Raw genomic sequence first — 21,848 nt, 5'->3', positions numbered from 1 at the left:
AACCCGCGACCCCCGGCGTGACAGGCCGGTATTCTAACCAACTGAACTACCACTCCGCGTGGGATGAATTCGATACCGCCTTTCGACAATATCCAAGCTCATCAGACTCGCCCGTCTTGCGACGGGATTGTCAAACTCCGTCTTGCGACGAAATTTGGCGTCCCCTAGGGGATTCGAACCCCTGTAATCACCGTGAAAGGGTGGTGTCCTAGGCCTCTAGACGAAGGGGACGAATCCTTCGCGGCTTGAACTGCGCGCCACTCAAACCCTTTTCAGGAATTTGGTGGAGGTAAGCGGGATCGAACCGCTGACCTCTTGCATGCCATGCAAGCGCTCTCCCAGCTGAGCTATACCCCCGTTTTGATTTTTGATTCAGCCGTCGCCAGCTTCTTCGCCAATCGCTTCGTTTGCAGCGCCGTTCAAGCGAGACCAAGAGTATATGACGAAATTCAGACCGTTTGCAAGCGCTCGAGAACTTTTTTCTGGTCGAAGTGCTCGAGCACTGCATCCAGGCTCGGTGTCTGCGGGCGCCCGCAGACCAGGACACGCACTGGAACGGCCAATTGCGGCATCTTGAGACCGGCGGTCGTCAGCGTTTCCTTCAACGCCTGCTGGATGGTCGTCTTGTTCCAGTCTGCCAGTGCGCCAAGGCGCTCCGCCAGGGCAGCCAGTGCCGGACGGACGGCGTCAGAGACATGGGCGGCCAAGTCTTCGGCCGTAGGAGCGACCGGGGCGAAATACATGCTCAGCCAGTCGGCCAGCAAGGCAACGGTGGCGCAACGGTCCTTGAACAGGCCGACCTTGGGCTGGACCTGTGCCACCGTTACGGCAATGCCTTTGCTGCCGAGTTGTCCGACCACCAGTTCCGCCAGTCTCGCCTCGTCGATCTGCTTCACGTAGTGCCCGTTGACCCAATCCAGCTTGGCGGGGTCCCATTGCGCGGGGCTCTTGGACAGATGGCTGCCATCGAACCAGGCCACCATCTGCTCGGCCGAGAACAACTCGTCGTCGCCATGGCTCCAGCCCAGGCGGGCCAGGTAGTTCAGCATCCCCTCGGGCAGGTAGCCATTGGCGGCGTAGTCCATCACGCTGACGGCACCGCGACGCTTGGAGAGCTTCAACCCGTCGTCACCCAGGATGATGGGCAGATGGCCGAACTGCGGCAGCGGCGCTCCCAGCGCGTTGAAGATGTTGATCTGCCAGGGCGTGTTGTTGACATGCTCGTCGCCGCGGAAGACGTGGCTGATGCGCATGTCCCAGTCGTCGACAACGACAGCGAAGTTGTAGGTCGGAACACCGTCCTGGCGGGCAATGATGAGGTCGTCGATCTCGCGGTTGTTGATCGTGATCGGGCCTTTCACGAGGTCGTCCCAGGTCACGTCGCCTTCGACGGGGTTGACGAAGCGGATGACCGGCTTCACGCCTTCGGGTGGCGTCGGCAGCGTCTTGCCGGGCTCGGGGCGCCAGCGGCGGTCGTACAGCGTCTTCTCGCCCCGCGCGCGCTGCGCCTCGCGCATCGCCTCCAGATCCTCGGGCGTCGCGTAGCACCGGTAGGCCTTGCCTTCGGCAATCAGTTGATCGATGACGGCCTGGTAACGATCCAGCCGCTGCATCTGATAGACCGGCCCCTCGTCGTAGCTGAGTCCCAGCCAGTTCATGGCCTCGATGATCTGGTCGACCGAGTCCTGCGAGGAGCGTGCAACATCGGTGTCCTCGATGCGCAGCACGAACTCGCCGCCATGGTGGCGGGCATAAGCCCAGGAGTAGAGGGCCGTGCGGGCCGTGCCCAGGTGCAGGAAGCCGGTGGGCGACGGCGCGATGCGCGTGCGGATCTTGTCGAAGGAACTCATGGCTTGTTCAGGGTGGTAAGACCACGGGCCAGGTCGTCGCAGATGTCGTCGACGTGTTCGAGGCCGACGGCCAGGCGGATCAGGCCCTGACCGATTCCCGCGGCCTGGCGCTGCGCTTCGGTAAGGCGTCCGTGCGAGGTGGTGGCGGGGTGGGTGATGATGGTCTTGGTGTCGCCAAGGTTGGTGGCGATGGACAGGACGCGCGTGTTGTCGATGACATGGAAGGCGGCGGCCCGAGCAGCCTCGGGCGAGTCCGCCCTCAGCTCGAAGGACAACACCGCCCCGCCCTGCCCCGACTGCTGGCGCATGGCCAGTTCGTGCTGAGGATGCGAGGACAGCGACGGGTAGTAGACGCGCGCCACCTCGGGCCGCGCTTCCAGCCAGCGGGCCACGGTCAGGGTCTGCTCGCTCTGCGCCTTCATGCGCAGGCTCAGCGTCTCCAGCCCCTTGAGCACGACCCAGGCGTTGAAGGGTGCCAGCGTCATGCCCACCGTTCGCAGGATGGGGCCGAAGACGTCGCGGATCCACTTGTTGGGTCCGCACAGTGCGCCGGCCATCACGCGGCCCTGGCCGTCCATGTACTTGGTGGCCGAGTGCATGACGATGTCGGCCCCCATCTCGGTCGGGCGCTGCAGGGCCGGCGTCGAGTAGGTGTTGTCGACGGCGAGGATGGCGCCGGCCGCATGAGCCATGTCGGCCAGCGCGCGGATGTCGCAGACCTCGGTCAGCGGATTGGTGGGCGTCTCGGCGAAGAAGAGCCTGGTGGTCGGCCGCACGGCGGCCTGCCACTCGGCCAGATCGGTCTGGGAGACGAAGCTCGTCTCCACACCGAACTTGCCGAACTCCTTCGCGAAGAGATTGATCGTCGAGCCGAACACCGAGCGCGAGCAGACGACATGGTCGCCCGCCTTCAGCGTGCCCATGGCCAGCAGCAGGATGGCGCTCATGCCCGTGGAGGTGGCTATTGCCGCCTCAGTGCCTTCCAGCGCCGCCAGGCGAGCCTCCAGGCTGCGCACGGTGGGGTTGCTGGTGCGCGAGTAGGTGAAATCCTCGGAAGCGGAGAACTTGCGCGCGGAGGTCTCGGCGTCGGGTTGGACGTAGGCCGTCGTCAGAAACAGGGCCTCGGAGTTCTCGCCGTGCTGGCTGGCTGGCAGTGCGGTGCGCACGGCCAGCGTCTCCGGGCGCAGGCCCTCGGGCAGCGGGCGGTGGGTGTCGTCACTCATGCGCTCAACCCTCGCTGCCGCCTTGGAGCGCCAGACGGCTGCGCGCCGCAGCGTCCTCCTCATCGCCCTGCGAGGTGCGCTGCTCGCGCATGGCCTCGAAGTCGGCCAGGCTCACGTCACCGGTCACGTAATGGCCATCGAAGCAGCTCGCCTCGAAGCCCGCCAGGCCGGGCCGCAGCGCGGCGACGACGCGCTTCATCGCGTCCACGTCCTGGTAGATCAGTGCGTCGGCGCCGATGTACTTGCGGATCTCCTCGACGCTGCGGCCGTGGGCGATGAGCTCTTCCTTGGTCGGCATGTCGATGCCGTAGACGTTGGGATAGCGCACCGGCGGCGCGGCGGACGCGAGGTAGACCTTGCGCGCGCCGGCCTCGCGGGCCATCTGCACGATCTCCTTGGAGGTGGTCCCACGCACGATGGAGTCGTCCACCAGCAGCACGTTGCGGTCCTTGAACTCCACGCCGATGGCGTTGAGCTTCTGGCGCACGCTTTTCTTGCGCGCGCCCTGCCCAGGCATGATGAAGGTGCGGCCCACGTAGCGGTTCTTTACGAAGCCCTCGCGGTAGGGCTTGCCAATGCGGTGGGCCAGCTGCATTGCCGAGGGGCGGCTGCTCTCCGGGATGGGGATGACGACGTCGATCTCGTTGGGCGGCATCGTCGAGATGACGCGCTGGGCCAGGGTCTCGCCCATGTTCAGGCGGGCCTGGTAGACGGAGATGCCGTCCATCACCGAGTCCGGGCGCGCCAGGTAGACGAACTCGAACATGCAGGGGTTCAGCGTCGGCGCATCGTTGCACTGCTCTGTGTGCAGCTTGCCGGTCATGTCGACAAACAAGGCCTCGCCGGGCGCCACGTCGCGCTCCAGCTGGTGGCCCGTGCCTTCGAGCGCCACGCTTTCGCTGGCCACCATGAAGTCGCCGTTGCCCGCGCGGCCGAAGCACAGCGGGCGGATGCCGAAGGGATCGCGGAAGGCCAGCAGGCCCTGACCGGCAATCAGCGCGATGACGGCATAGCTGCCCTTGATGCGCTTCTGCACCGCACGCACGGCGGCAAAGATCTCCTTGGGCGTCAGCGGCAGGTCACGCGCAGCTAGCTCCAGCTCGTGGGCCAGCACGTTGATCAGCACCTCGGTGTCGCTCTCGGTGTTGATGTGGCGACGGTCGATGTCGAACAGCTCGTCCTTCAGCGACAGCGCGTTCGTCAGGTTGCCGTTGTGCACCAGCACGATGCCGAAGGGTGCGTTCACGTAGAAGGGCTGGGCCTCTTCCTCGCTGTAGGCATTGCCGGCCGTCGGGTAGCGCACCTGTCCCAGGCCGATGTTGCCCGGCAGGGCCCGCATGTTGCGGGTGCGGAAGACGTCGCGCACCATGCCGCGCGCCTTGTGCATGAAGCACTTCTGGCCCTGCATCGTGACGATGCCGGCAGCATCCTGCCCGCGGTGCTGCAGCAGCAGCAGCGCGTCGTAGAGGAGCTGGTTGACGGGGGAGGCAGCGAGGGTGCCGACGATGCCGCACATGGCGAGGGTCCTTAGTCTGTCGATATCGCCCCAGATGGGGTCATCGAGCGGGAAACAAAACGGGCAACGGGTTCGGGGAGCAGCGGCTCCAGCTCGTGCAGCAAGCCGGCCAGCACCGGCGCGGCACGCGAGGCCTGCCAGGTGGACGACTCGGCCAGCGGCGAGGCGCCGATGACGAGCACCAGCAGCAGCGCGATGAAGACGCCGCGCAGCGCGCCGAAACCGGCGCCGCCCAGGCGGTCCACGATGGACAGCGGCGTGGCGTGGATCAGAGTCTTGACCAGCCGCGACGCCAGGCTCCAGACGATGAGCACGAAGAAGAAGGCGATGGCCAGCGTGACGACATGCAGCACCGCGGGGCCGAGCCTGCTGGTGGTGGACTCGGGCAACAGGCTCTCGACGACCGGCGCCAGCGGCGAGGCCGCGAAATAGGCGACCACCCAGCCGGCCAGAGACATCACTTCGAAGACGAGGCCGCGCCACAGGCCGATGCCGATCGAGATCAGCAGCAGAGCCGCCAGCGCAAGATCGACCCAGCTCAACGCGATGTCCACGACGTCGGCCTCAGAGCGTCAGGATGGAGCCGGGCAGGCCCGCGCCCTTGAGCTTGGCCGCAGCGCGTTCGGCTTCGTCGCGGCTGGCGAACGGCCCCAGGCGCACGCGCACGCGGCGGCCATCGGCCGTGTCGACAGCCTGGGCGTAGGTCTTGAGCCCCAGCTTCTCGACCTTGGCACGCATGTCCTGCGCGGCCTTGTTCTCGCCATAGGCCCCCACCTGCACGATGTAACGTGCCGCCGCCGCGGGCGTGGGCTCCTTGCCTTCGAGCAGGGCCTGTGCCCGGGCACCGTCGTTGCCAGCCTTGGGCTTGTCGGCGGGCTTCTCCGCGGCCTTGTCGGCGGGCTTTTCAGACAGCTTGGCCGGCGGCTTCTCGACCGGCTTGTCCGCTGTCTTGTCGGCGGGGCGGGCGACAGGCGTGTCGGCGGCCAGTTTGGGCGCGGCCGGCGGCTCCGCGCTCGCGGCGGGCGCCGCCTGGGGGGTGGGCTGCGGCGCCGGCTCGGCCTGGCTCAGCGGCTCCCGCGTCGGCACCGTCAGCGGCGGCGCAGCGTCCTTGCGGGGGATGTCGATGGGCAGATCCACCGGGATGGGCCGCGGCTGGGTCTCGAAGATCAGCGGGAAGCCGACGACGCCGGCCGCAACCAGCACGGCGGCACCGATGAGGCGACGCCGGGCACGCACGCGCAGCACCTGCACGTCGTCGGCCGCGGAAGCCTTGGCGCCGGACCTGGCCGGCTTCTTGGGCGCTGCCGCGGCGGCGGCGTCATCGCGCTTGAGAAAGGAAAACAGGCCCATCGGCGGTGTCGCTGGCGTCAGTGAAGGGTGGGAGGCTGTTCGGCCGGGCGGCCGGCGGTCACGCGAGGCAGGCCGGCCTGAAGCACCCCGCCCACGGTGTAGAAGGAACCGAAGACCAGGATTCTATCGGCCGGTGTCGCCTCGGCCGCCGCAGCCTGCAGGGCATCCAGGGGGCTGGCGTGAGTCGCCGTCGTCACGCCGGGCGGCGTCTTCAGGCCGGCGGCCAGGAAGGCCGCCTGCAACTGCCCGGCCGTGGCGGCGCGGGGGATGGGCAGGTCGGTGAAGTGCCAGTGGTCCACCAGCGGCGCAATGCGCCCGAGGATGCCGGCGAGATCCTTGTCGGCCATGGCGCCGAAGACGGCATGCGTGCGCGGAAAGAAGCCCATCTGGTCGAGGTTCTGGGCCAGGGCCGCGACGGCGTGCGGGTTGTGGGCGACATCCAGCACCACGGCCGGCTGGCCGGCAAGCACCTGGAAGCGGCCCGGCAGCTCGACCAGGGCCAGGCCCGTGCGAACGGCCTGGGCGCTGATGGGCAGTCGGTCGGCCAGAGCCTCAAACGCGGCCAGCACGCCGGACGCGTTCAGCAGCTGGTTCACGCCGCGCAGCGCCGGGTAGGCCATGCCGGAGAAGCGCTTGGCGCGGCCGGCCCATTGCCACTGTGTGCGGTCGCCGCTGAAGGTGAAGTCGCGGCCGAGCTGGCGCAGGTCGGCGCCGAGTTCCTGCGCGCGTGCCGCCAGCGAGGCCGGCGGCACCGGATCGCTGACGACGACGGGCCGGCCGGCGCGCATGATGCCGGCCTTCTCGCGGCCAACGCTCTCGCGGTCAGGGCCGAGGAACTCGGTGTGGTCCAGGTCGATGCTGGTGATGACGGCGCAGTCGGCGTCGACGACGTTGACGGCATCCAGCCGCCCGCCCAGGCCCACTTCGAGGATGACGAGGTCCAGCGGCTCGTGCTGCAGGCGGCGCATGATGGCCAGCGTCGTGAACTCGAAATAGGTCAGCGTGATGTCGCCGCGGGCGGCCTCGACAGCCTCGAAGTGCGTCTCCAGCGACTCGGCCGCCACCGGCGCGCCGCCGACGCGGCAGCGCTCCTGGAAGTGCACGAGATGGGGCTTGATGTAGAGGCCCACCCGGTAGCCGGCGTGAAGCGCGATGGACTCCAGCATGGCGCAGGTAGAGCCCTTGCCGTTGGTACCGGCGACGACGACGGCGGGGCAATTGAAGGACAGCCCCAGGCGTTCCTTCACCGTCATCACGCGGTCCAGCGTCATGTCGATGGTCTTGGGGTGCAGGCGCTCGCAGTGGGCGAGCCAGTCGTCAAGCGTCATGGCGGTCATCAAAAACAAAAGCCAGGCTCGGGGCCTGGCTTGGAACTGTCGCGACGAGGTTCAGGCCACCGCGTCGGCGCTCTGGCGCTGCAGCATGGCCAGCTGGCGTGCGATGGTCTCGCGCAGCTGGCGGCGGTCCACGATCATGTCGACGGCGCCCTTCTCCATCAGGAACTCGGCGCGCTGGAAGCCGGCAGGCAGCTTCTCGCGCACAGTGTTCTCGATAACGCGCGGACCGGCAAAGCCGATCAGCGCCTTGGGCTCGGCCAGCACGATGTCGCCAACGAAGGCGAAGCTGGCGGAAACACCTCCCATGGTCGGGTCGGTCAGCACGCTGATGTAGGGCAGCTTGGCCTTGGCCAGCCGCGTCAGCGACGCGTTGGTCTTGGCCATCTGCATCAGGCTCAGCAGACCTTCCTGCATGCGCGCGCCGCCGGTGGCGGTGAAGCAGATGAAGGGCGTCTTCTGCTCGATGGCCGTCTCGACGCCGCGCACGAAGCGCTCGCCGACGACCGAACCCATGGAGCCCCCCATGAAGTCGAACTCGAAACAGGCCGTCACCACGGGCACGCTCATGACGGCGCCGCCCATGACGATCAGCGCGTCGGTCTCGCCGGTGGTCTCCAGCGCTTCCTTCAGGCGGTCGGGGTACTTCTTGCTGTCCTTGAACTTCAGTGCATCGACCGGCAGCACCTCTTGGCCGATCTCGTAGCGGCCCTCGCCGTCGAGGAAGGCGTCCAGGCGCGCACGCGCGCCGATGCGGTGGTGGTGCGAGCACTTGGGGCAGACGTTGATGTTCTGCTCCAGGTCGGTCTTGTAGAGCACCGTCTCGCAGCTCGGGCACTTGATCCACAGGCCTTCCGGCACCGTGCGGCGGTCCGCCGGGTCGCCTTGCTGGATCTTGGGCGGGAGCAGTTTGTCGAGCCAACTCATGTGTCAGTCCTTGTCGAGTGCGGCACGGATTTCACGGATGAAGGCCGCGCCAGTCAAGGCGACATTATCGGCCGGCTGGCATTCGAGCAGCTCGACCAGCTTGGAACCGATGACGACCGCGTCGGAGACGTCGGCCACGGCCCGCGCCGTCGCGCCGTCGCGGATGCCGAAACCAACACCCACCGGCACGCTGACATGCCGGCGAATGCGCGGGACGGCCTCGGCCACGGCAGCGGTGTTCAGGTGGCCGGCGCCGGTCACGCCTTTCAGCGACACGTAGTAGACGTAGCCGCTGGCGAGCTGGCCGACATGAGCCATGCGGGCCTCGGTGGACGTGGGCGCGAGCAGGAAGATGGCGTCCATGCCCGCGGCGCGCAGCTTGGCGGCGAAGTCCCCGCACTCCTCGGGCGGGTAGTCGACGATCAGCACACCATCCACACCAGCGGCCTTGGCATCCGCCACGAAGGCGTCCAGGCCGTAGTGCTCGACCGGGTTGGCATAGCCCATCAGCACCAGGGGCGTCTTGTCATTGCGGGCACGGAACTCGCGAACATAGGCCAGCACCTTGCGCAGACCGATGCCGTTCTTCAGCGCCCGCTCGCCGGCGCGCTGAATGACGGGGCCGTCGGCCATGGGGTCGGAGAACGGCACGCCCAGCTCGATGACGTCAGCACCGGCCTCGGCCATGGCCAGCAGCAGGTCGACGGTGGCGCTGGGATGCGGGTCACCGGCAGTGACGAAGGGGATCAGCGCCTTGCGGCCACTGGCCTTGAGCTGCTTGAAAGTCGTGTCGATGCGGCTCATTGCTTCACCTTTTCACCGGCTTGCGACGGCCGATCGAAGTAGGCAGCGCCGGACAGGTCGGCGACGGTGCCGATGTCCTTGTCGCCCCGACCGGACAGGTTCACGAGCAGCACCTTGTCCTTCCCCAGGGTCGGCGCGAGCTTGATGGCGTGCGCGACGGCGTGGCTGGATTCGAGCGCCGGGATGATGCCCTCGGTGCGGCACAGGCGGTGGAAGGCCGCCAGCGCCTCGGCATCGGTCACACCGACGTACTCGGCGCGGCCGATGTCCTTCAGGTGAGCGTGCTCGGGGCCGACGCCAGGGTAGTCCAGGCCAGCCGAAATGGAATGCGTCTCGATGATCTGGCCGTCTTCGTCCTGCAGCAGGTAGGTGCGGTTGCCGTGCAGCACGCCGGGGCTGCCGGCGGACAGTGTGGCGGCATGCTTGCCGCTGGCCATGCCCTGCCCTTCGGCCTCCACGCCGATCAGCCGCACGTTTTCGAGCGGGATGTACGGGTGGAAGATGCCGATGGCGTTGCTGCCGCCGCCCACGCAGGCGATGACGGCGTCCGGCTGGCGGCCGGTCATCTCGGGCATCTGCTCCAGGCACTCCAGGCCGATGATGCGCTGGAAGTCCCGCACCATCATCGGATAGGGGTGCGGACCGGCCACGGTGCCGATGATGTAGAAGGTGTTCTCGACGTTGGTGACCCAGTCGCGCATGGCCTCGTTGAGCGCGTCCTTCAGCGTCTTGCTGCCGCTCTCCACCGGCACGACGGTCGCACCGAGCAGCTTCATGCGGTAGACGTTCGGGGACTGGCGCTTGACGTCCTCGCTACCCATGTAGACCACGCACTCCAGGCCGTAGCGGGCGCAGATGGTGGCCGTGGCCACGCCGTGCTGGCCGGCACCGGTCTCGGCGATGACGCGCGGCTTGCCCATGCGCTTGGCCAAGAGCGCCTGGCCGATGACGTTGTTGATCTTGTGCGCGCCGGTGTGGTTGAGGTCCTCGCGCTTGAGGTAGATCTGCGCACCGCCCAGTTCCCGGCTCAGGCGCTCGGCGTGGTAAATCGGGCTCGGGCGGCCGACGAAGTGCTTGAGTTCCTTCTTGAACTCGGCGATGAACTCCGGGTCGTTGCGGTAGTGCTCGTACGCATCCTTAAGCTGGTCCAGCGCGTGGACGAGGGTCTCGGAAACGAAGCTGCCGCCGTAGGTCGGCGTGCCGGCATGGCGGAAATGCCCGGTGGCATCGGGCTGGTCATAAGCAAACATGGTCTTTCCTATCGGGTCGGTTCTGCATCGGCGCGGCGCACCGCCCGGCAGAACTCATGGATCAGGTCGGCGCTCTTGATGCCCTTGGACACCTCGACGCCGGAACTCACATCAACGGCCCAGGGCCGGACCCGCGCGATGCCATCGGCTACGTTGGCAGCACTCAACCCACCAGACAAAACGAGGCGAGAGCTGACGCTTGGAGGAACGAGTGACCAATCGAAGACCTTGCCGCCGCCGCCATAGCCGTCGACATGGGCGTCGAGCAGGATGGCCTGGGCATGGGAAAAACGTGTCGCGAAGTCTAGCAAATCGACCCCGGGCGCCATGCGCGCGGCGCGCAGATAGGGCCGCTGCACGCGGTCGCAGTCGGCCGGCGTCTCGTCGCCGTGGAACTGCACGAGCATGTTGGGCAGCGCATCGACGCCGGCCCTCAATTCTGCATCGGTCGCGTTGACGAACAGGCCCACCGGGGTCACGAAGGGCGGCAGCAGCCGCGCCAGCGCCCTCGCCCGCTCCGGCGTCACGGCGCGCGGGCTCTTGGCGTAGAAGACGAAGCCGATGGCGTCAGCGCCGGCAGCGACGGCGGCTTCGACGTCGGCTTCGCGCGTCAGGCCGCAGATCTTGATTCGAGTCATGGGAGCCAGTCGAGGGCGGCGACATGCCGCGGGATGTCCAGCTCGGCATCGTAGGTCGGACCGAGGAAGTAGAGGCCGTCAGGGGAGAAGGTCGGCGCCGCCGCCTTGCGGTCGCGCGCAGCCAGCACCTCGCTGACCCAGTCGGGCGAGCGTGTGCCGCTGCCGACGGCCAGGAGGCAGCCCATCAGGTTGCGCACCATGTGATGCAGGAAGGCACTGGCTTCGAACTCGAAGCGCCAATAGGCGCCGCGGCGCTGCACGGTAATCTCTCGCAGCGTCTTGATGGGCGATGCGGCTTGGCATTCGGAGGAACGGAAGGACGAGAAGTCGTGCTCGCCGATCAGGCGCTCGGCGGCGGCTTCGAGCGCTCCCTGGTCCAGCGGGCGAAAGATCCAGCCGCACTGCCCCGACTCGATGGCCGGCCGCACGGCCGACTCCAGCAGCAGGTAGGCGTAGCGCCGCCCCCTCGCCGAGTTGCGCGCATGGAAGCCATCCCCCGGAAAACGGCACCACTGGATGGCGATGTCGGGCGGCAGGTAGCGGTTGCTGCCGCGCACCCAGGAGAACGGCTCGCGCTCGACCTCGGTGTCGAAGTGGATGACCTGGTTGATGCCATGCACGCCCGTGTCCGTGCGGCCGGCGCAGATCGTGCGGATGGGCCGGGCCGCGAAGGCGGACAGACCTTTTTCGAGCGCGTCCTGCACGGTGCGCCCGTTCGGCTGGCTCTGCCAGCCGTTGTAGCCGCCGCCGCGGTAGCTCACGCCAAGTGCAACTCTCATCGGATGGACAAGTAAAAACGCCCGGCCAGGCCGGGCGTCGAAGTATCGCGGTTGTGATTACCGGAGTTCGTTGAGCATCGCCTGTGCCTTGTCGCGCAGCGGGCCGCTGGCGCGCTGAATCAGCTCCTGCAGCACTTCGCGGGCGCCCTCGGTGTCACCGATCTGGCGGAACTCGTCGGCCAGTTCGAGCTGGCGCACCAGCGGGTCGCCATCGTCGTCTCCGAGCGCGTCGAGTGCCTGGGACAACTGGTCCGGGTTGGTCTCACCCGGCAGGGTGGAGTTGCCGAGGTCGAAGTCCAGGTCGGCGGACGCCGATGCCGGCGCCGCCGGCGAGGCAATGACCGGCAGGTCACCCATGCCGCTGAGATCGAAGTTCAGATCCGGCGCGGGCGGCGCGGTGCGCGTGCCGCGGCTGGAAATGTCGAAGTCCATCGTCATCGGCGCCTGCTCGACCGAGGCCGGCATGGCCTGCGTCGCGGCCATCGCGTTCGGCGACACGGGCTCGGGGGCGTCAAGATCGAGGTCCAGGGCCAGGTCGAAGCCGCTCACCGGGCCGGTATCCGGGCCGCCACGCAGCGCATCGGTTGCCAGATGAGCCGCTGCAGCAGCGGCGGCACCGGGTGGCAGGGCCGTCTGCGGCAGCGTGCTGGCGTTCATCGGCTCGGGGCGCAGCTCGGGGCCGTCCTCGACGTGGGCCGGTGCGCCGCCGGGCTGGTAGAGCGGGTTGTCCGGGTCGATGCCGCGGCCCAGTTCCTGGGCCTTGGCCCAGTCTTCACCCGAGCCCTTGGTTTCGGCGTAGAGCTGCACGGCCAGTTGCTCGAAGCCCTTGGTGTCGCGGCGCTTGGCGTAGACCTCCAGCAGCTTCAGGCGGATGGCCAGTCGCGTCGGGTTGGCGCGCAGGGCTTCCTTCAGGATTTCCTCGGCCTGCAGGTCGCGGCCATAGGCCAGGTAGACGTCGGCCTCGGCAACCGGGTCCACGTCGCCAATGGCGTCGAGCTGGCTGAGCGAATAGCTCATCGACGACTGGCCGCTGTTCTGCGCATCGCGGGTGTCCACGCGCTGGCCACCGGTGCCGCCGAAGAAGGAGTCGGGCTGCAGGCGGCTCTCGTGGAAGCCCGTCTCGGCCGCATTGGCCGGGCGGCGCGAGCGCAGACGGTAGAGGCCCAGACCGCCCAGCACGGCGACCAGGACGCCGGCCAGCGGCAGAACGATGGGGCTGTCCAGCAGTTGCTCGATGAAACCTGGCGGTTCGGCAGCGGGCGGCGGTGCCAGCGGCGCACTGGCGCGCACGGCCGGCTTCGAGGCCGCGGCGCTGGCGGCAGCCACGACAGGGGCCGGCGCGGACGCCGCCGCCGAGGCGGCTTCGACAGCAGCAACCACGGGCGCCGGTGCCGGCAGCGCGGGCGCCGGCGCGACGGGCGCTGCGGAGGCTCCCGGCGCCGCAGGCTTGGCTGCGGTCGAGAGCTTCTTGAGCTCTTCGACGTTGCGCGTCAGCTCCGCAACTCGCGCAGCGGCATCCTTCTTCTCGGTTTCCTTGGACAGCTTGGTCTCGGTGGCGCTGGCGGCAGCACCACCGGCCTTGCTGAGGGTCAGCTTGTCGGGCGTCAGCGCCGCAGCCGGCTTACGGTCTTCGACGGCAGCCTGCACCTGGCCCTTGGACTGGCGCTCGCTCTCGGTGCTCTGCAGCGTCGGCGCGGCAGAAGCGAGACGCTGGCGATAGGCGGAGAAGTCGGCGCTCTGGGCCAGGATGATCTGACGCGCCTCGCCTTGCGACACCGAGGCCAGCGCCTCGCTGCCGGGCACCTGCAGCACGGAGCCGGCCTTGAGCCGGTTCATGTTGCCGTCGATGAAGGCGTCGGGGTTGTTGCGGAACAGACCGACCAGCATCTGGTCCAGCGAGATGCCGCTGACCTGCGTGCGCGCAGCGACCTTGGACAGCGAGTCACCCGGCCGCACGCCGTACTCGGAGCCCGTGGTGACGGGCGGACGCACGGGGGCCGCTGGTGTCGGGGGCCGCGCCGCAGCGGTGGGAGCCGGCGCGGAGGCAGAACCGTTGCGCGGGAGCGCCGTCGTGACGGCGGGCGCCGGCGCAGGCACGGCTTCGCTGGAGGCAGCCGCGGCGGGCGCAGCGGCGATGGCCGGTGGTGCGGTGACGACAGGCGCCGGCTTGGGCAGGCCCGGCGGGTCGAATAGCAGCGTGTATTCACGCACCAAACGACCGCTGGACCATGTCAGCTCCAGGATGACGTCGACGAAGGGCTCCTGCACCGAGCGGTCGCTGCTGACACGCAGCACCGTGCGGCCGTTGTTGCGCACGACCTGGACCTGGGCCGAGGTCAGCACCGGGTTGTATTCAACGCCGCTGCTGCGGTAGGACTCGGGCGGTGCGACGCGCACCTTGAGCGTGGCGGCTTCTTCGGGCGTCAGGCTGGTGACGTCGATTTCGGCTCGCATGGTTTCGCCCAGGGCCGACTGCACGCTGAGCCTGCCCAGGCCCAGCGCTTGCGCGCCGCTCCCGGCCACTAACAGGGCTGCGGCGAGTGCGAGGTGGTGGCGAGCAAAGCCCATGGGTCGAACTCCCTCGAATGCGTCGCGAATGTGGTCTTTCAAGGCATTCCCCAAAGCAACAAGGCGGGGCTGTTGAGGGCCCCGCCTGTCTCGATCTTCAGCACGCGCTGCGCGAACCTGGTCTGCACGCTGGTTTGCACGGTATGGCCTGCGTCGAGTTTCGAATCAAAAACACAACGGCATCAAGCATATACGCGGAAATGCTCACGCGATACCTGATGTGTCGCTTGGTTCCCATTTCAAGGCCAGGGTGAACCCTAGTTTGCGCGGTAAGCGTCTGTAAGCGGCTCGCGCGATGCGCCAAGTTTCACGCATGGCGAGCAGCCGGCGCCGGAGAGACTGCAGAGCCCGCCTTCGGTCCCGACTCATGCCTGGCGACTTGCAGGCCGCCAGGTCTTCGTCGGGTGTCGGACCAGCCTCAGCGCTCCAGCAGGATGCGCAGCATGCGGCGCAGCGGCTCGGCCGCGCCCCACAGCAACTGGTCACCGATGGTGAACGCACCCAGATACTCGGGACCCATGGCCAGCTTGCGCAGGCGGCCGACCGGGATGGTCATCGTGCCGGTGACGGCCACGGGCGTCAGGTCACGGATGGTGGCCTCGCGCGTGTTGGGCACGACCTTCACCCAGGCATTGTCGGCGGCGATCATGGCCTCGATGTCGGCCAGGGGCACGTCCTTCTTCAGCTTGAAGGTCAGGGCTTGACTGTGGCAGCGCATGGCGCCGACGCGAACGCAGAAGCCGTCGACCGGGATGGCACCCGAGCCGAGGATCTTGTTGGTCTCGGCCATGCCCTTCCACTCTTCCTTGGACATGCCGTTGCCCAGGTCCTTGTCGATCCAGGGGATCAGCGAGCCGCCCAGCGGGACGCCGAAGTTGGCCGTCTCTTCAGCCGACAGCGAACGCTGCTTGGCGATGACCTGGCGGTCGATCTCGAGGATGGCGCTCTTGGGGTCGTCCAGCAGCGGCTTGACGGCAGCGTTCAGTGTGCCGTACTGCGTCAGCAGTTCGCGCATGTGCTGGGCGCCGCCGCCGGAAGCGGCCTGGTAGGTCTGCGTGGACATCCACTCGACGAGGCCGGCCTTGTACAGCGCACCCACGCCCATCAGCATGCAGCTGACGGTGCAGTTGCCGCCGATCCAGTTCTTGCCGCCGTTGCTCAACGCCTGGTCGATGACGGGGCGGTTGACGGGGTCCAGGATGATGACGGCGTCGTCGGCCATGCGCAGCGTCGAGGCGGCATCGATCCAGTGGCCGTTCCAGCCCGCGGCGCGCAGCTTGGGATAGACCTCGGTTGTGTAGTCGCCGCCCTGGGCAGTGATGATGATGTCGCAGCGCTTGAGCTGCTCGATGTCGAAGGCGTTCTGCAGCGACTTCTCGTTCTTGGCCTGGGCAGGGGCGGCGCCGCCGGCGTTGGAGGTCGAGAAGAACAGCGGCTCGATCAGGTCGAAATCGCGCTCAGAAGTCATGCGCTCCATGAGCACGCTGCCCACCATGCCGCGCCAGCCTACGAGGCCTACCAAGGTCGTCATCATCTTTCCTTTACTTCACCAAACCCCTTCCACTTTGGGCCCCGGCTCGTTCGCCGGGTTTGGGAGGGCGAGACGAGACGGAGCTTCAGCTCTTAATGGTTTTGGTGGTCGTGATGGCTTTGACGACAGCGTCGCCCATCTCGATGGTCGTGACCTTCGAGGTGCCTTCGGACCAGATGTCGGCAGTGCGCAAGCCCTGGGCCAGCACCGATTGAACCGCGGCTTCGATACGAGCGGCGGCTTCGGGTTGGTTGAGGGAGAACTTGAGCATCATGGCAGCGGACAGGATTGTAGCCAGCGGGTTTGCAATTCCCTTACCGGCGATGTCCGGCGCGCTGCCGTGGCTGGGTTCGTAGAGGCCCTTGTTGTTGGCGTCCAACGAAGCCGAGGGCAGCATGCCTATGGAGCCGGTCAGCATCGCGGCTTCGTCGGACAGGATGTCGCCGAACATGTTGCCGGTCACGACGACGTCGAACTTCTTCGGCGCCTTGACGAGCTGCATGGCGGCGTTGTCCACGTACATGTGGTCGAGCTCGACATCAGGGTACTGGGCGTGGACTTCGATGACGACGTCCTTCCAGAATTGCGAGGTCTCCAGCACGTTGGCCTTGTCGACGCTGGTCAGGCGCTTGTTGCGCTTGCGGGCCGCCTGGAAGGCGACGTGGGCAATGCGCTCGATCTCCGGACGAGAGTAGCGCATGGTGTCGAAGGCTTCATCGGCACCGGGGAAATGGCCGTCCACGGCCGTGCGGCGGCCGCGCGGCTGGCCGAAGTAGATGTCGCCAGTCAGTTCGCGGATCAGCAGGATGTCGAGGCCAGCCACCAACTCGGACTTGAGCGACGAGGCATGGGTCAGCTGCTCATAGCAGATGGCCGGGCGGAAGTTGGCGAACAGGCCCAGGGCCTTGCGCAGGCCAAGGATGGCCTGCTCGGGGCGCAGCGAGCGCTCGAGCTTGTCGTACTTCCAGTCGCCCACGGCGCCGAACAGCACGGCGTCGGCTTCCTGGGCCAGCTTCAGCGTGGCCGGCGGCAGCGGGTGGCCACTGGTCTCGTAGGCCTTGCCGCCGACGTCGGCCCAATCGAGTTGCAAAGGCAGGTCCAGCGCCTTCAGCACCTTGACGGCCTCGGCCATGATCTCCGGGCCGATACCGTCGCCCGGCAGTACTGCAATCTTCTTCATCTCAAATCACTCGGTTGTTCAGCCAGGGCTTGCTGGCGATGCGCGCGGCTTCGTAGGCGCGGATCTTGTCGGTGTGCTGCAGCGTCAGGCCGATCTCGTCGAGGCCGCCGATCAGGCATTCCTTGCGGAAGGGCTCGATGTCGAAGGGCAGCTCGGCACCGTCAGGCTTGACGACGACCTGGCGCGGCAGGTCGATGACGAGCTGGTAGCCGGGGAAGGCGTAGCACTCATCAAACAGACGTGCGATCGCGCTCTCCGGCAGCACGATGGGCAGCAGGCCGTTCTTGAAGCAGTTGTTGAAGAAGATGTCGGCGAAGCTCGGCGCCAGGATGGCGCGGAAGCCGTACTGCTGCAGGGCCCAGGGCGCGTGCTCGCGGCTGGAGCCGCAACCGAAGTTGCTGCGCGCGATCAGCACGCTGGCGCCGGCATAGCGCGGCTGGTTCAGCACGAAGTCGGGGTTGGGCTTGCGGTTGGCCGGGTCCTGGCCGGGCTCGCCATGGTCCAGATAGCGCCATTCATCGAACAGGTTGGGGCCGAAACCCGAGCGCTTGATCGACTTCAGGAACTGCTTGGGGATGATCGCGTCGGTGTCGACGTTCTCGCGGTCCATGGGCGCGACCAGCCCTTTGTGGATGGTGAACTTGTCCATGATCAGCTCAGGGTTCGCACGTCAACGAAATGGCCGGTCATCGCAGCGGCAGCGGCCATCGCGGGGCTGACGAGGTGGGTACGCCCACCCGCGCCCTGGCGGCCTTCGAAGTTGCGGTTGCTGGTGGAGGCGCAGCGCTCGCCCGGCTCCAGCCGGTCGGCGTTCATGGCCAGGCACATCGAGCAGCCCGGCTCGCGCCATTCGAAGCCGGCGGCCTTGAAGACCTGGTCCAGCCCTTCGGCTTCGGCCTGGGCCTTGACGAGGCCCGAGCCCGGCACGACCAGGGCCAGCTTGATGTTCTTGGCCACACGGCCACCCACGCGGCGCACGACGCTTGCTGCCTCGCGCATGTCCTCGATGCGGCTATTGGTGCAGGAGCCGATGAAGACCTTGTCGACATGGATGTCGTTGATGGCCTTGTTGGGCTCCAGAGCCATGTAGGTCAGCGCGCGCTCGATGGCGCCGCGCTTGACGGCGTCACGCTCCTTGTCAGGGTCGGGCACGCGGTCGTCAATGGACAGCACCATCTCGGGCGAGGTGCCCCAGGTGACCTGCGGGCGGATCTGGGCGGCGTCGATCTCGACGACCTTGTCGAAATGCGCGCCTGCGTCGGTGTGCAGCGTGCGCCAGTACGCGACAGCCTGATCCCACTCCAAGCCTTGCGGCGAGAAGGGACGGCCCTTCACGTAGTTGATCGTCGTGTCGTCCACGCCGATCAGGCCGGCGCGGGCACCCGCCTCGATGGCCATGTTGCAGACCGTCATGCGGCCTTCCATGCTCAGCGCGCGGATGGCCGAGCCGGCGAACTCGATGGTGTAGCCGTTGCCGCCGGCGGTGCCGATGCGGCCGATGATGGCCAGCACGATGTCCTTGGCGCCGACGCCCTTGGGGCATTGGCCTTCGACCTTGACGAGCAGGTTCCTGGCCTTCTTGGCCGACAGCGTCTGCGTGGCCAGCACATGCTCGACCTCGCTGGTGCCGATGCCATGCGCCAGCGCACCGAAGGCGCCGTGCGTGGAGGTGTGGCTGTCACCGCAGACAACGGTCATGCCGGGCAGCGTGGCGCCCTGCTCCGGGCCGATGACATGCACGATGCCCTGGCGCTTGTCGTTCATCTTGAACTGCGTGATGCCGACGCGGTCGCAGTTGGCGTCCAGCGTATCGACCTGCAGCTTGGAGACCGGATCGGCGATGCCTTGCGAGCGGTCCGTCGTCGGCACGTTGTGATCGCTGACGGCCAGGTTGGCCGACAGGCGCCAGACCTTGCGGCCGGCCAGGTCCAGGCCTTCGAAGGCCTGGGGGCTGGTCACCTCGTGGACGAGGTGGCGGTCGATGTAGAGCAGCGCCGTGCCATCGGGCTCGGTGTGCACGACATGCTCATCCCAGAGCTTGTCGTAGAGGGTTCTGGAGGTCATTGCTTCTCTCGGGGAATCAGGGTGTCCACGAAGCGTTGCACCACGGTAGGCAAGCGCTGTTGGCGCAGCACACCCAGGTAATAGTCGCGCTCGGCCCAGGGCTCTTCAAGCCGCAGGCAGCGCACGCCGAAGACGCGCGTGAAGCGCTCGGCCGGCTGCTCGGGCAGCACTGCCACGCCCAGGCCGGATTCGACCAGCTGCGCGATGCCGTCGAAGCCACGCACCTGCAGACGCGCGTTCAGCGTCTTGCCGCGCGCCGCCGCCTGTTCGCGCATCAGTTCCTGCGCGCTTGCGCCGGCATGCAGGCCGATGAGGTCGTAGGCCAGCAGGTCGTCGAAGCTGACGGCCTCGCGGCTGGCCAGCGGGTGCTTGAGCGGCACCAGGGCCGCGAGGCGACCGCGGGCGAAGACCCAGGTCTGCACACGGTTGTCCAGCACCGGGGCAGTGAAGACGCCAACGTCCGCACGACCCTCGGCCACGGCAGCCTGCACCTCGGCGCTGGTCAGGTCTTCCAGGCTGATGCGGATCTGCGCGTGGGCCTGAGAGAACTCGACCAGATAGGGTGGCAGGCACTCGGCGATCGCGCTCGTGTTGGACGCGATGCGCAGATGGCCCTTGATGCCGCGCGAGAACTCCATGACCTCGGTTTCGAGCGCATAGAGCGACGCATGCAGCGAACGGATGTGACGCACCAGCGCCCGCCCCGCCTCCGTCGGTTCGACACCGCGTGCGCGCCGCTCGAAGAGCTGCACGCCGAGACGGCTTTCGAGGTCCGAGAGCCGCTTGCTTGCGGCCGCCAGAGCGAGGTGCTCCTGGGCTGCGCCGCGGGTGATCGAACGGGTCTGCTCGATCGCCAGCACGAGGTTGAGGGTGGTGAGGTCGTGTCGCATGGTGGGTTGGACTCCAGCATAGCCTTCGTGAAGAAGGCAATTCTGCGCCAGAAAGCGACTTTTGTTTCGCCGTTTGCGAAGTTCAGCGCGCCAGCTGACTCGCCTGCTTGAGCATCCCGCGCAGCGCGTTGCGGCTGTGGGCGCCAAAGTGCCCGAGCAGTTCGGCAATCGCTTGATGCAAGCCTTCTCGTCGGGTTTGCAGATCGCGGACGAGTTCGGGGCCGAGCTGCGCCTCGTTGGCGGCAAAGTCGAAATTGGGGTCAGTGACGAATTTCGCCGGCGCGCCAACGACGACGGCCGCGTCGGTGGCGGGCCCGGCGGCATAGGCCTCGGCCGAGACGATATCGCGTACGTAGCCCGCGCTCCACGTCGGGTAGCGCGCATCGCGGGCTGCATCGCGCAAGGCCAGTTCCAGCGGGCCGTCTTGGCGCTTGCGGGCAGCCTCGATGATCCAGCGCGTCTGGAACTGCTCCAGCACAAAATGCCGATTGCCCTGCAGCACGACCAGCCCCTGCCGGTCGGCCGGCGCACCGAGCTGGGCCTTCAGATTGACCCACATCATGTGGGGCAGCGTTGCGCCTGGTGCGGCGCTGGCGTGATAGGGCTGGGTCAGGTCCTCGACGTGGTGCAGGGCCAGGCCGGCAAAGCGCCAGCCCCAGTAGGCATGGCCGGTCTGCCAGGCCAGCACCGCCAAGCCGCCGTACTGCTGCACGCGCAGCTCGGTGAAGGTGCGCGCGAAGCTCGGCGCCAGCGTGTTGAAGACGACGCCCTGGTGAAAGAAGCCCATGTGGAAGGGCGCCTGCGAGCCGATGGCGACGGCCGGGTTGCCGAAGGGCTGCTTGCCGAAGCCGTAGTCCGGATGGCCCGGGTTGTCGTCGAAGAGGTTGAGGTCGTGACCGTAATCGGGCTCGTCGCAGGCGGAGGCCAGCACGGCCAGCGGCGCGACGGCTTCGCCGGGCAGCAGCGCCACGAAGCGCTGCGTCGCGCCCGCGCCGGGCTGGGTGGCAGTCACCAGGGCGGCAGCCATCGGCGGTCGCGTCGGCTCGGCGTCGCGGGGATCGGGCTGCACATAGAGCGCCAGACGGCTCTGCGGCGACAGGCGCAGCGCGGCCAGGAAGGCGGAGCGGCGCTCCGCATCGCCGCGCCTGGCATCGGGGACGAAGCGCAAGGCATCGGGCCGCGGCGCGTGGTTGTTCAGGTGCTCGCGCGCCCAGGCCTCCTGCGCATCCAGGGTGCGGGCGATGGCGGCTTCCTGGTCGCGCAGGAAATCGACGAGGGGCTCGGCCTTGAGTGTGGCGGCACTGTCCACCTCGGGCATGCGCTCGAAGGCCCGATAGCACATGGGCGTGTGGTTGCCCCAGGCCTGGGCCAGCGCGGGCAAGAGGGCAAGAAGGGTGGCAACGAGACGCATCGACTTCAGCGACATGCAAAGCCGCGCATTCTGGCCCCCCGCGCGGCGTCGAGGCTCAGGCCCCGCCCAGCGCCGCGATGACGGCAGGTGGCGCCTGCACCAGCTCGATCAGCACGCCCTCGCCGCCGAAGGGGAACTGCTCGTTGCCCTTGGGGTGGACGAAACAGATGTCATGGCCGGCCGCGCCGCGGCGGATGCCGCCCGGGGCAAAGCGCAGTCCCTGCGACTCCAGCCACTGTACGGCCACGAGCAGGTCGTCCACCCACAGGCCGATGTGGTTGAGCGGCGTGGCATGCACGGCGGGCTTTTTTTCCGGGTCCAGCGGCTGCATCAGGTCCACCTCCACCGCGTGGGCACCCTGCCCCAACGTGCAGATGTCCTCGTCGACGTTCTCTCGCTCGCTCTTGAAGTTGCCGGTCACTGGCACGCCGAGCAGGTTGACCCAGAGGTGGTTGAGCTTGCCCTTGTCGAGGCCACCGATGGCGATCTGCTGCAGGCCGAGGACTTTGAAGGGGCGCGTGGTGTTGCTCATG

The 21,848-nt window shown here is 67.6% G+C and carries 19 protein-coding genes and 2 tRNA genes; all 21 read right to left on the bottom strand.

Going from position 1 to position 21,848, the window contains the following annotated elements:
- Nucleotides 1-155: 155 nt before the first annotated feature.
- A tRNA-Glu gene (locus tag AC07VX_RS06375) sits at nucleotides 156-231 on the bottom strand.
- A gap of 50 nt (nucleotides 232-281) precedes the next feature.
- Nucleotides 282-357 (bottom strand) — tRNA-Ala (locus tag AC07VX_RS06370).
- Nucleotides 358-449: 92 nt separating this feature from the next.
- Entirely contained in the window at nucleotides 450-1,850 is a 1,401-nt protein-coding gene (gltX, locus tag AC07VX_RS06365; RefSeq protein WP_493163884.1) for a glutamate--tRNA ligase, read from the bottom strand.
- Nucleotides 1,847-3,073: an O-succinylhomoserine sulfhydrylase gene (locus AC07VX_RS06360; protein ID WP_493163883.1), complete on the bottom strand. Its 1,227-nt coding sequence runs from the start codon at nucleotides 3,071-3,073 to the stop codon at nucleotides 1,847-1,849. The genes gltX and AC07VX_RS06360 overlap by 4 nt, the downstream gene beginning before the upstream one ends.
- Before the next feature lie 4 nt (nucleotides 3,074-3,077).
- Nucleotides 3,078-4,589: an amidophosphoribosyltransferase gene (gene purF, locus AC07VX_RS06355; RefSeq protein WP_493163882.1), complete on the bottom strand. Its 1,512-nt coding sequence runs from the start codon at nucleotides 4,587-4,589 to the stop codon at nucleotides 3,078-3,080.
- Between the two features lie 11 nt (nucleotides 4,590-4,600).
- Nucleotides 4,601-5,143 (bottom strand): CvpA family protein, encoded by a 543-nt coding sequence (locus tag AC07VX_RS06350; RefSeq protein ID WP_493163881.1) that lies wholly within the window; start codon nucleotides 5,141-5,143, stop codon nucleotides 4,601-4,603.
- A 10-nt stretch (nucleotides 5,144-5,153) separates the two neighbouring features.
- Complete coding sequence (locus AC07VX_RS06345) at nucleotides 5,154-5,939, bottom strand: SPOR domain-containing protein (RefSeq protein ID WP_493163880.1); 786 nt, start codon at nucleotides 5,937-5,939, stop codon at nucleotides 5,154-5,156.
- 17 nt (nucleotides 5,940-5,956) lie between these two features.
- Nucleotides 5,957-7,267: a bifunctional tetrahydrofolate synthase/dihydrofolate synthase gene (gene folC, locus AC07VX_RS06340; protein WP_493163879.1), complete on the bottom strand. Its 1,311-nt coding sequence runs from the start codon at nucleotides 7,265-7,267 to the stop codon at nucleotides 5,957-5,959.
- Nucleotides 7,268-7,327: 60 nt separating this feature from the next.
- Nucleotides 7,328-8,200, bottom strand: a complete 873-nt coding sequence (gene accD / locus AC07VX_RS06335) for an acetyl-CoA carboxylase, carboxyltransferase subunit beta (RefSeq protein ID WP_493163878.1) — start codon at nucleotides 8,198-8,200, stop codon at nucleotides 7,328-7,330.
- Between the two features lie 3 nt (nucleotides 8,201-8,203).
- Entirely contained in the window at nucleotides 8,204-9,004 is an 801-nt protein-coding gene (gene trpA / locus AC07VX_RS06330) for a tryptophan synthase subunit alpha (protein WP_493163877.1), read from the bottom strand.
- A complete protein-coding gene (gene trpB / locus AC07VX_RS06325; RefSeq protein ID WP_493163876.1) occupies nucleotides 9,001-10,254 on the bottom strand; it encodes a tryptophan synthase subunit beta in 1,254 nt (417 codons plus the stop codon). The genes trpA and trpB overlap by 4 nt, the downstream gene beginning before the upstream one ends.
- 8 nt (nucleotides 10,255-10,262) lie before the next feature.
- Complete coding sequence (locus AC07VX_RS06320; protein WP_493163875.1) at nucleotides 10,263-10,892, bottom strand: phosphoribosylanthranilate isomerase; 630 nt, start codon at nucleotides 10,890-10,892, stop codon at nucleotides 10,263-10,265.
- Nucleotides 10,889-11,671 carry a tRNA pseudouridine(38-40) synthase TruA gene (gene truA / locus AC07VX_RS06315; RefSeq protein WP_493163874.1) on the bottom strand — a complete coding sequence of 261 codons (783 nt, stop codon included), beginning with the start codon at nucleotides 11,669-11,671 and terminating at the stop codon, nucleotides 10,889-10,891. The genes AC07VX_RS06320 and truA overlap by 4 nt, the downstream gene beginning before the upstream one ends.
- Nucleotides 11,672-11,728: 57 nt before the next feature.
- Entirely contained in the window at nucleotides 11,729-14,239 is a 2,511-nt protein-coding gene (locus AC07VX_RS06310) for a motility hub landmark protein FimV (RefSeq protein WP_493163873.1), read from the bottom strand.
- Nucleotides 14,240-14,657: 418 nt separating this feature from the next.
- Nucleotides 14,658-15,770 carry an aspartate-semialdehyde dehydrogenase gene (gene asd, locus AC07VX_RS06305; RefSeq protein WP_493163872.1) on the bottom strand — a complete coding sequence of 371 codons (1,113 nt, stop codon included), beginning with the start codon at nucleotides 15,768-15,770 and terminating at the stop codon, nucleotides 14,658-14,660.
- Between the two features lie 85 nt (nucleotides 15,771-15,855).
- Nucleotides 15,856-16,950 carry a 3-isopropylmalate dehydrogenase gene (gene leuB, locus AC07VX_RS06300; RefSeq protein WP_493163871.1) on the bottom strand — a complete coding sequence of 365 codons (1,095 nt, stop codon included), beginning with the start codon at nucleotides 16,948-16,950 and terminating at the stop codon, nucleotides 15,856-15,858.
- Between the two features lies 1 nt (nucleotide 16,951).
- Entirely contained in the window at nucleotides 16,952-17,599 is a 648-nt protein-coding gene (leuD, locus tag AC07VX_RS06295) for a 3-isopropylmalate dehydratase small subunit (protein WP_493163870.1), read from the bottom strand.
- Nucleotides 17,600-17,601: 2 nt separating this feature from the next.
- A complete protein-coding gene (gene leuC / locus AC07VX_RS06290) occupies nucleotides 17,602-19,014 on the bottom strand; it encodes a 3-isopropylmalate dehydratase large subunit (protein ID WP_493163869.1) in 1,413 nt (470 codons plus the stop codon).
- The gene (locus AC07VX_RS06285) at nucleotides 19,011-19,904 is read right to left on the bottom strand and encodes a LysR family transcriptional regulator (protein ID WP_493163868.1); all 894 of its coding nucleotides are present in this window, start codon (nucleotides 19,902-19,904) and stop codon (nucleotides 19,011-19,013) included. The genes leuC and AC07VX_RS06285 overlap by 4 nt, the downstream gene beginning before the upstream one ends.
- 82 nt (nucleotides 19,905-19,986) lie before the next feature.
- Complete coding sequence (locus AC07VX_RS06280) at nucleotides 19,987-21,315, bottom strand: hypothetical protein (protein ID WP_493183874.1); 1,329 nt, start codon at nucleotides 21,313-21,315, stop codon at nucleotides 19,987-19,989.
- 55 nt (nucleotides 21,316-21,370) lie between these two features.
- The gene (locus AC07VX_RS06275) at nucleotides 21,371-21,847 is read right to left on the bottom strand and encodes a VOC family protein (protein WP_493163866.1); all 477 of its coding nucleotides are present in this window, start codon (nucleotides 21,845-21,847) and stop codon (nucleotides 21,371-21,373) included.
- Between the last annotated feature and the right edge of the window lies 1 nt (nucleotide 21,848).

The sequence above is a fragment of the Roseateles sp. GW821-FHT03B02 genome (assembly GCF_059421025.1).
Note: the sequence above shows the minus strand (reverse complement) of the source record. Positions and strands in the feature narration are given on the sequence as shown.

Coding starts and splice junctions, on each gene's coding strand:
- gltX (WP_493163884.1), bottom strand. CDS start 1,850: ATGAGTTCCTTCGACAAGATCCGCACGCGCATCGCGCCGTCGCCCACC.
- AC07VX_RS06360 (WP_493163883.1), bottom strand. CDS start 3,073: ATGAGTGACGACACCCACCGCCCGCTGCCCGAGGGCCTGCGCCCGGAG.
- purF (WP_493163882.1), bottom strand. CDS start 4,589: ATGTGCGGCATCGTCGGCACCCTCGCTGCCTCCCCCGTCAACCAGCTC.
- AC07VX_RS06345 (WP_493163880.1), bottom strand. CDS start 5,939: ATGGGCCTGTTTTCCTTTCTCAAGCGCGATGACGCCGCCGCCGCGGCA.
- folC (WP_493163879.1), bottom strand. CDS start 7,267: ATGACGCTTGACGACTGGCTCGCCCACTGCGAGCGCCTGCACCCCAAG.
- accD (WP_493163878.1), bottom strand. CDS start 8,200: ATGAGTTGGCTCGACAAACTGCTCCCGCCCAAGATCCAGCAAGGCGAC.
- trpA (WP_493163877.1), bottom strand. CDS start 9,004: ATGAGCCGCATCGACACGACTTTCAAGCAGCTCAAGGCCAGTGGCCGC.
- trpB (WP_493163876.1), bottom strand. CDS start 10,254: ATGTTTGCTTATGACCAGCCCGATGCCACCGGGCATTTCCGCCATGCC.
- AC07VX_RS06320 (WP_493163875.1), bottom strand. CDS start 10,892: ATGACTCGAATCAAGATCTGCGGCCTGACGCGCGAAGCCGACGTCGAA.
- truA (WP_493163874.1), bottom strand. CDS start 11,671: ATGAGAGTTGCACTTGGCGTGAGCTACCGCGGCGGCGGCTACAACGGC.
- AC07VX_RS06310 (WP_493163873.1), bottom strand. CDS start 14,239: ATGGGCTTTGCTCGCCACCACCTCGCACTCGCCGCAGCCCTGTTAGTG.
- asd (WP_493163872.1), bottom strand. CDS start 15,770: ATGACGACCTTGGTAGGCCTCGTAGGCTGGCGCGGCATGGTGGGCAGC.
- leuB (WP_493163871.1), bottom strand. CDS start 16,950: ATGAAGAAGATTGCAGTACTGCCGGGCGACGGTATCGGCCCGGAGATC.
- leuD (WP_493163870.1), bottom strand. CDS start 17,599: ATGGACAAGTTCACCATCCACAAAGGGCTGGTCGCGCCCATGGACCGC.
- leuC (WP_493163869.1), bottom strand. CDS start 19,014: ATGACCTCCAGAACCCTCTACGACAAGCTCTGGGATGAGCATGTCGTG.
- AC07VX_RS06285 (WP_493163868.1), bottom strand. CDS start 19,904: ATGCGACACGACCTCACCACCCTCAACCTCGTGCTGGCGATCGAGCAG.
- AC07VX_RS06280 (WP_493183874.1), bottom strand. CDS start 21,315: ATGCGTCTCGTTGCCACCCTTCTTGCCCTCTTGCCCGCGCTGGCCCAG.
- AC07VX_RS06275 (WP_493163866.1), bottom strand. CDS start 21,847: ATGAGCAACACCACGCGCCCCTTCAAAGTCCTCGGCCTGCAGCAGATC.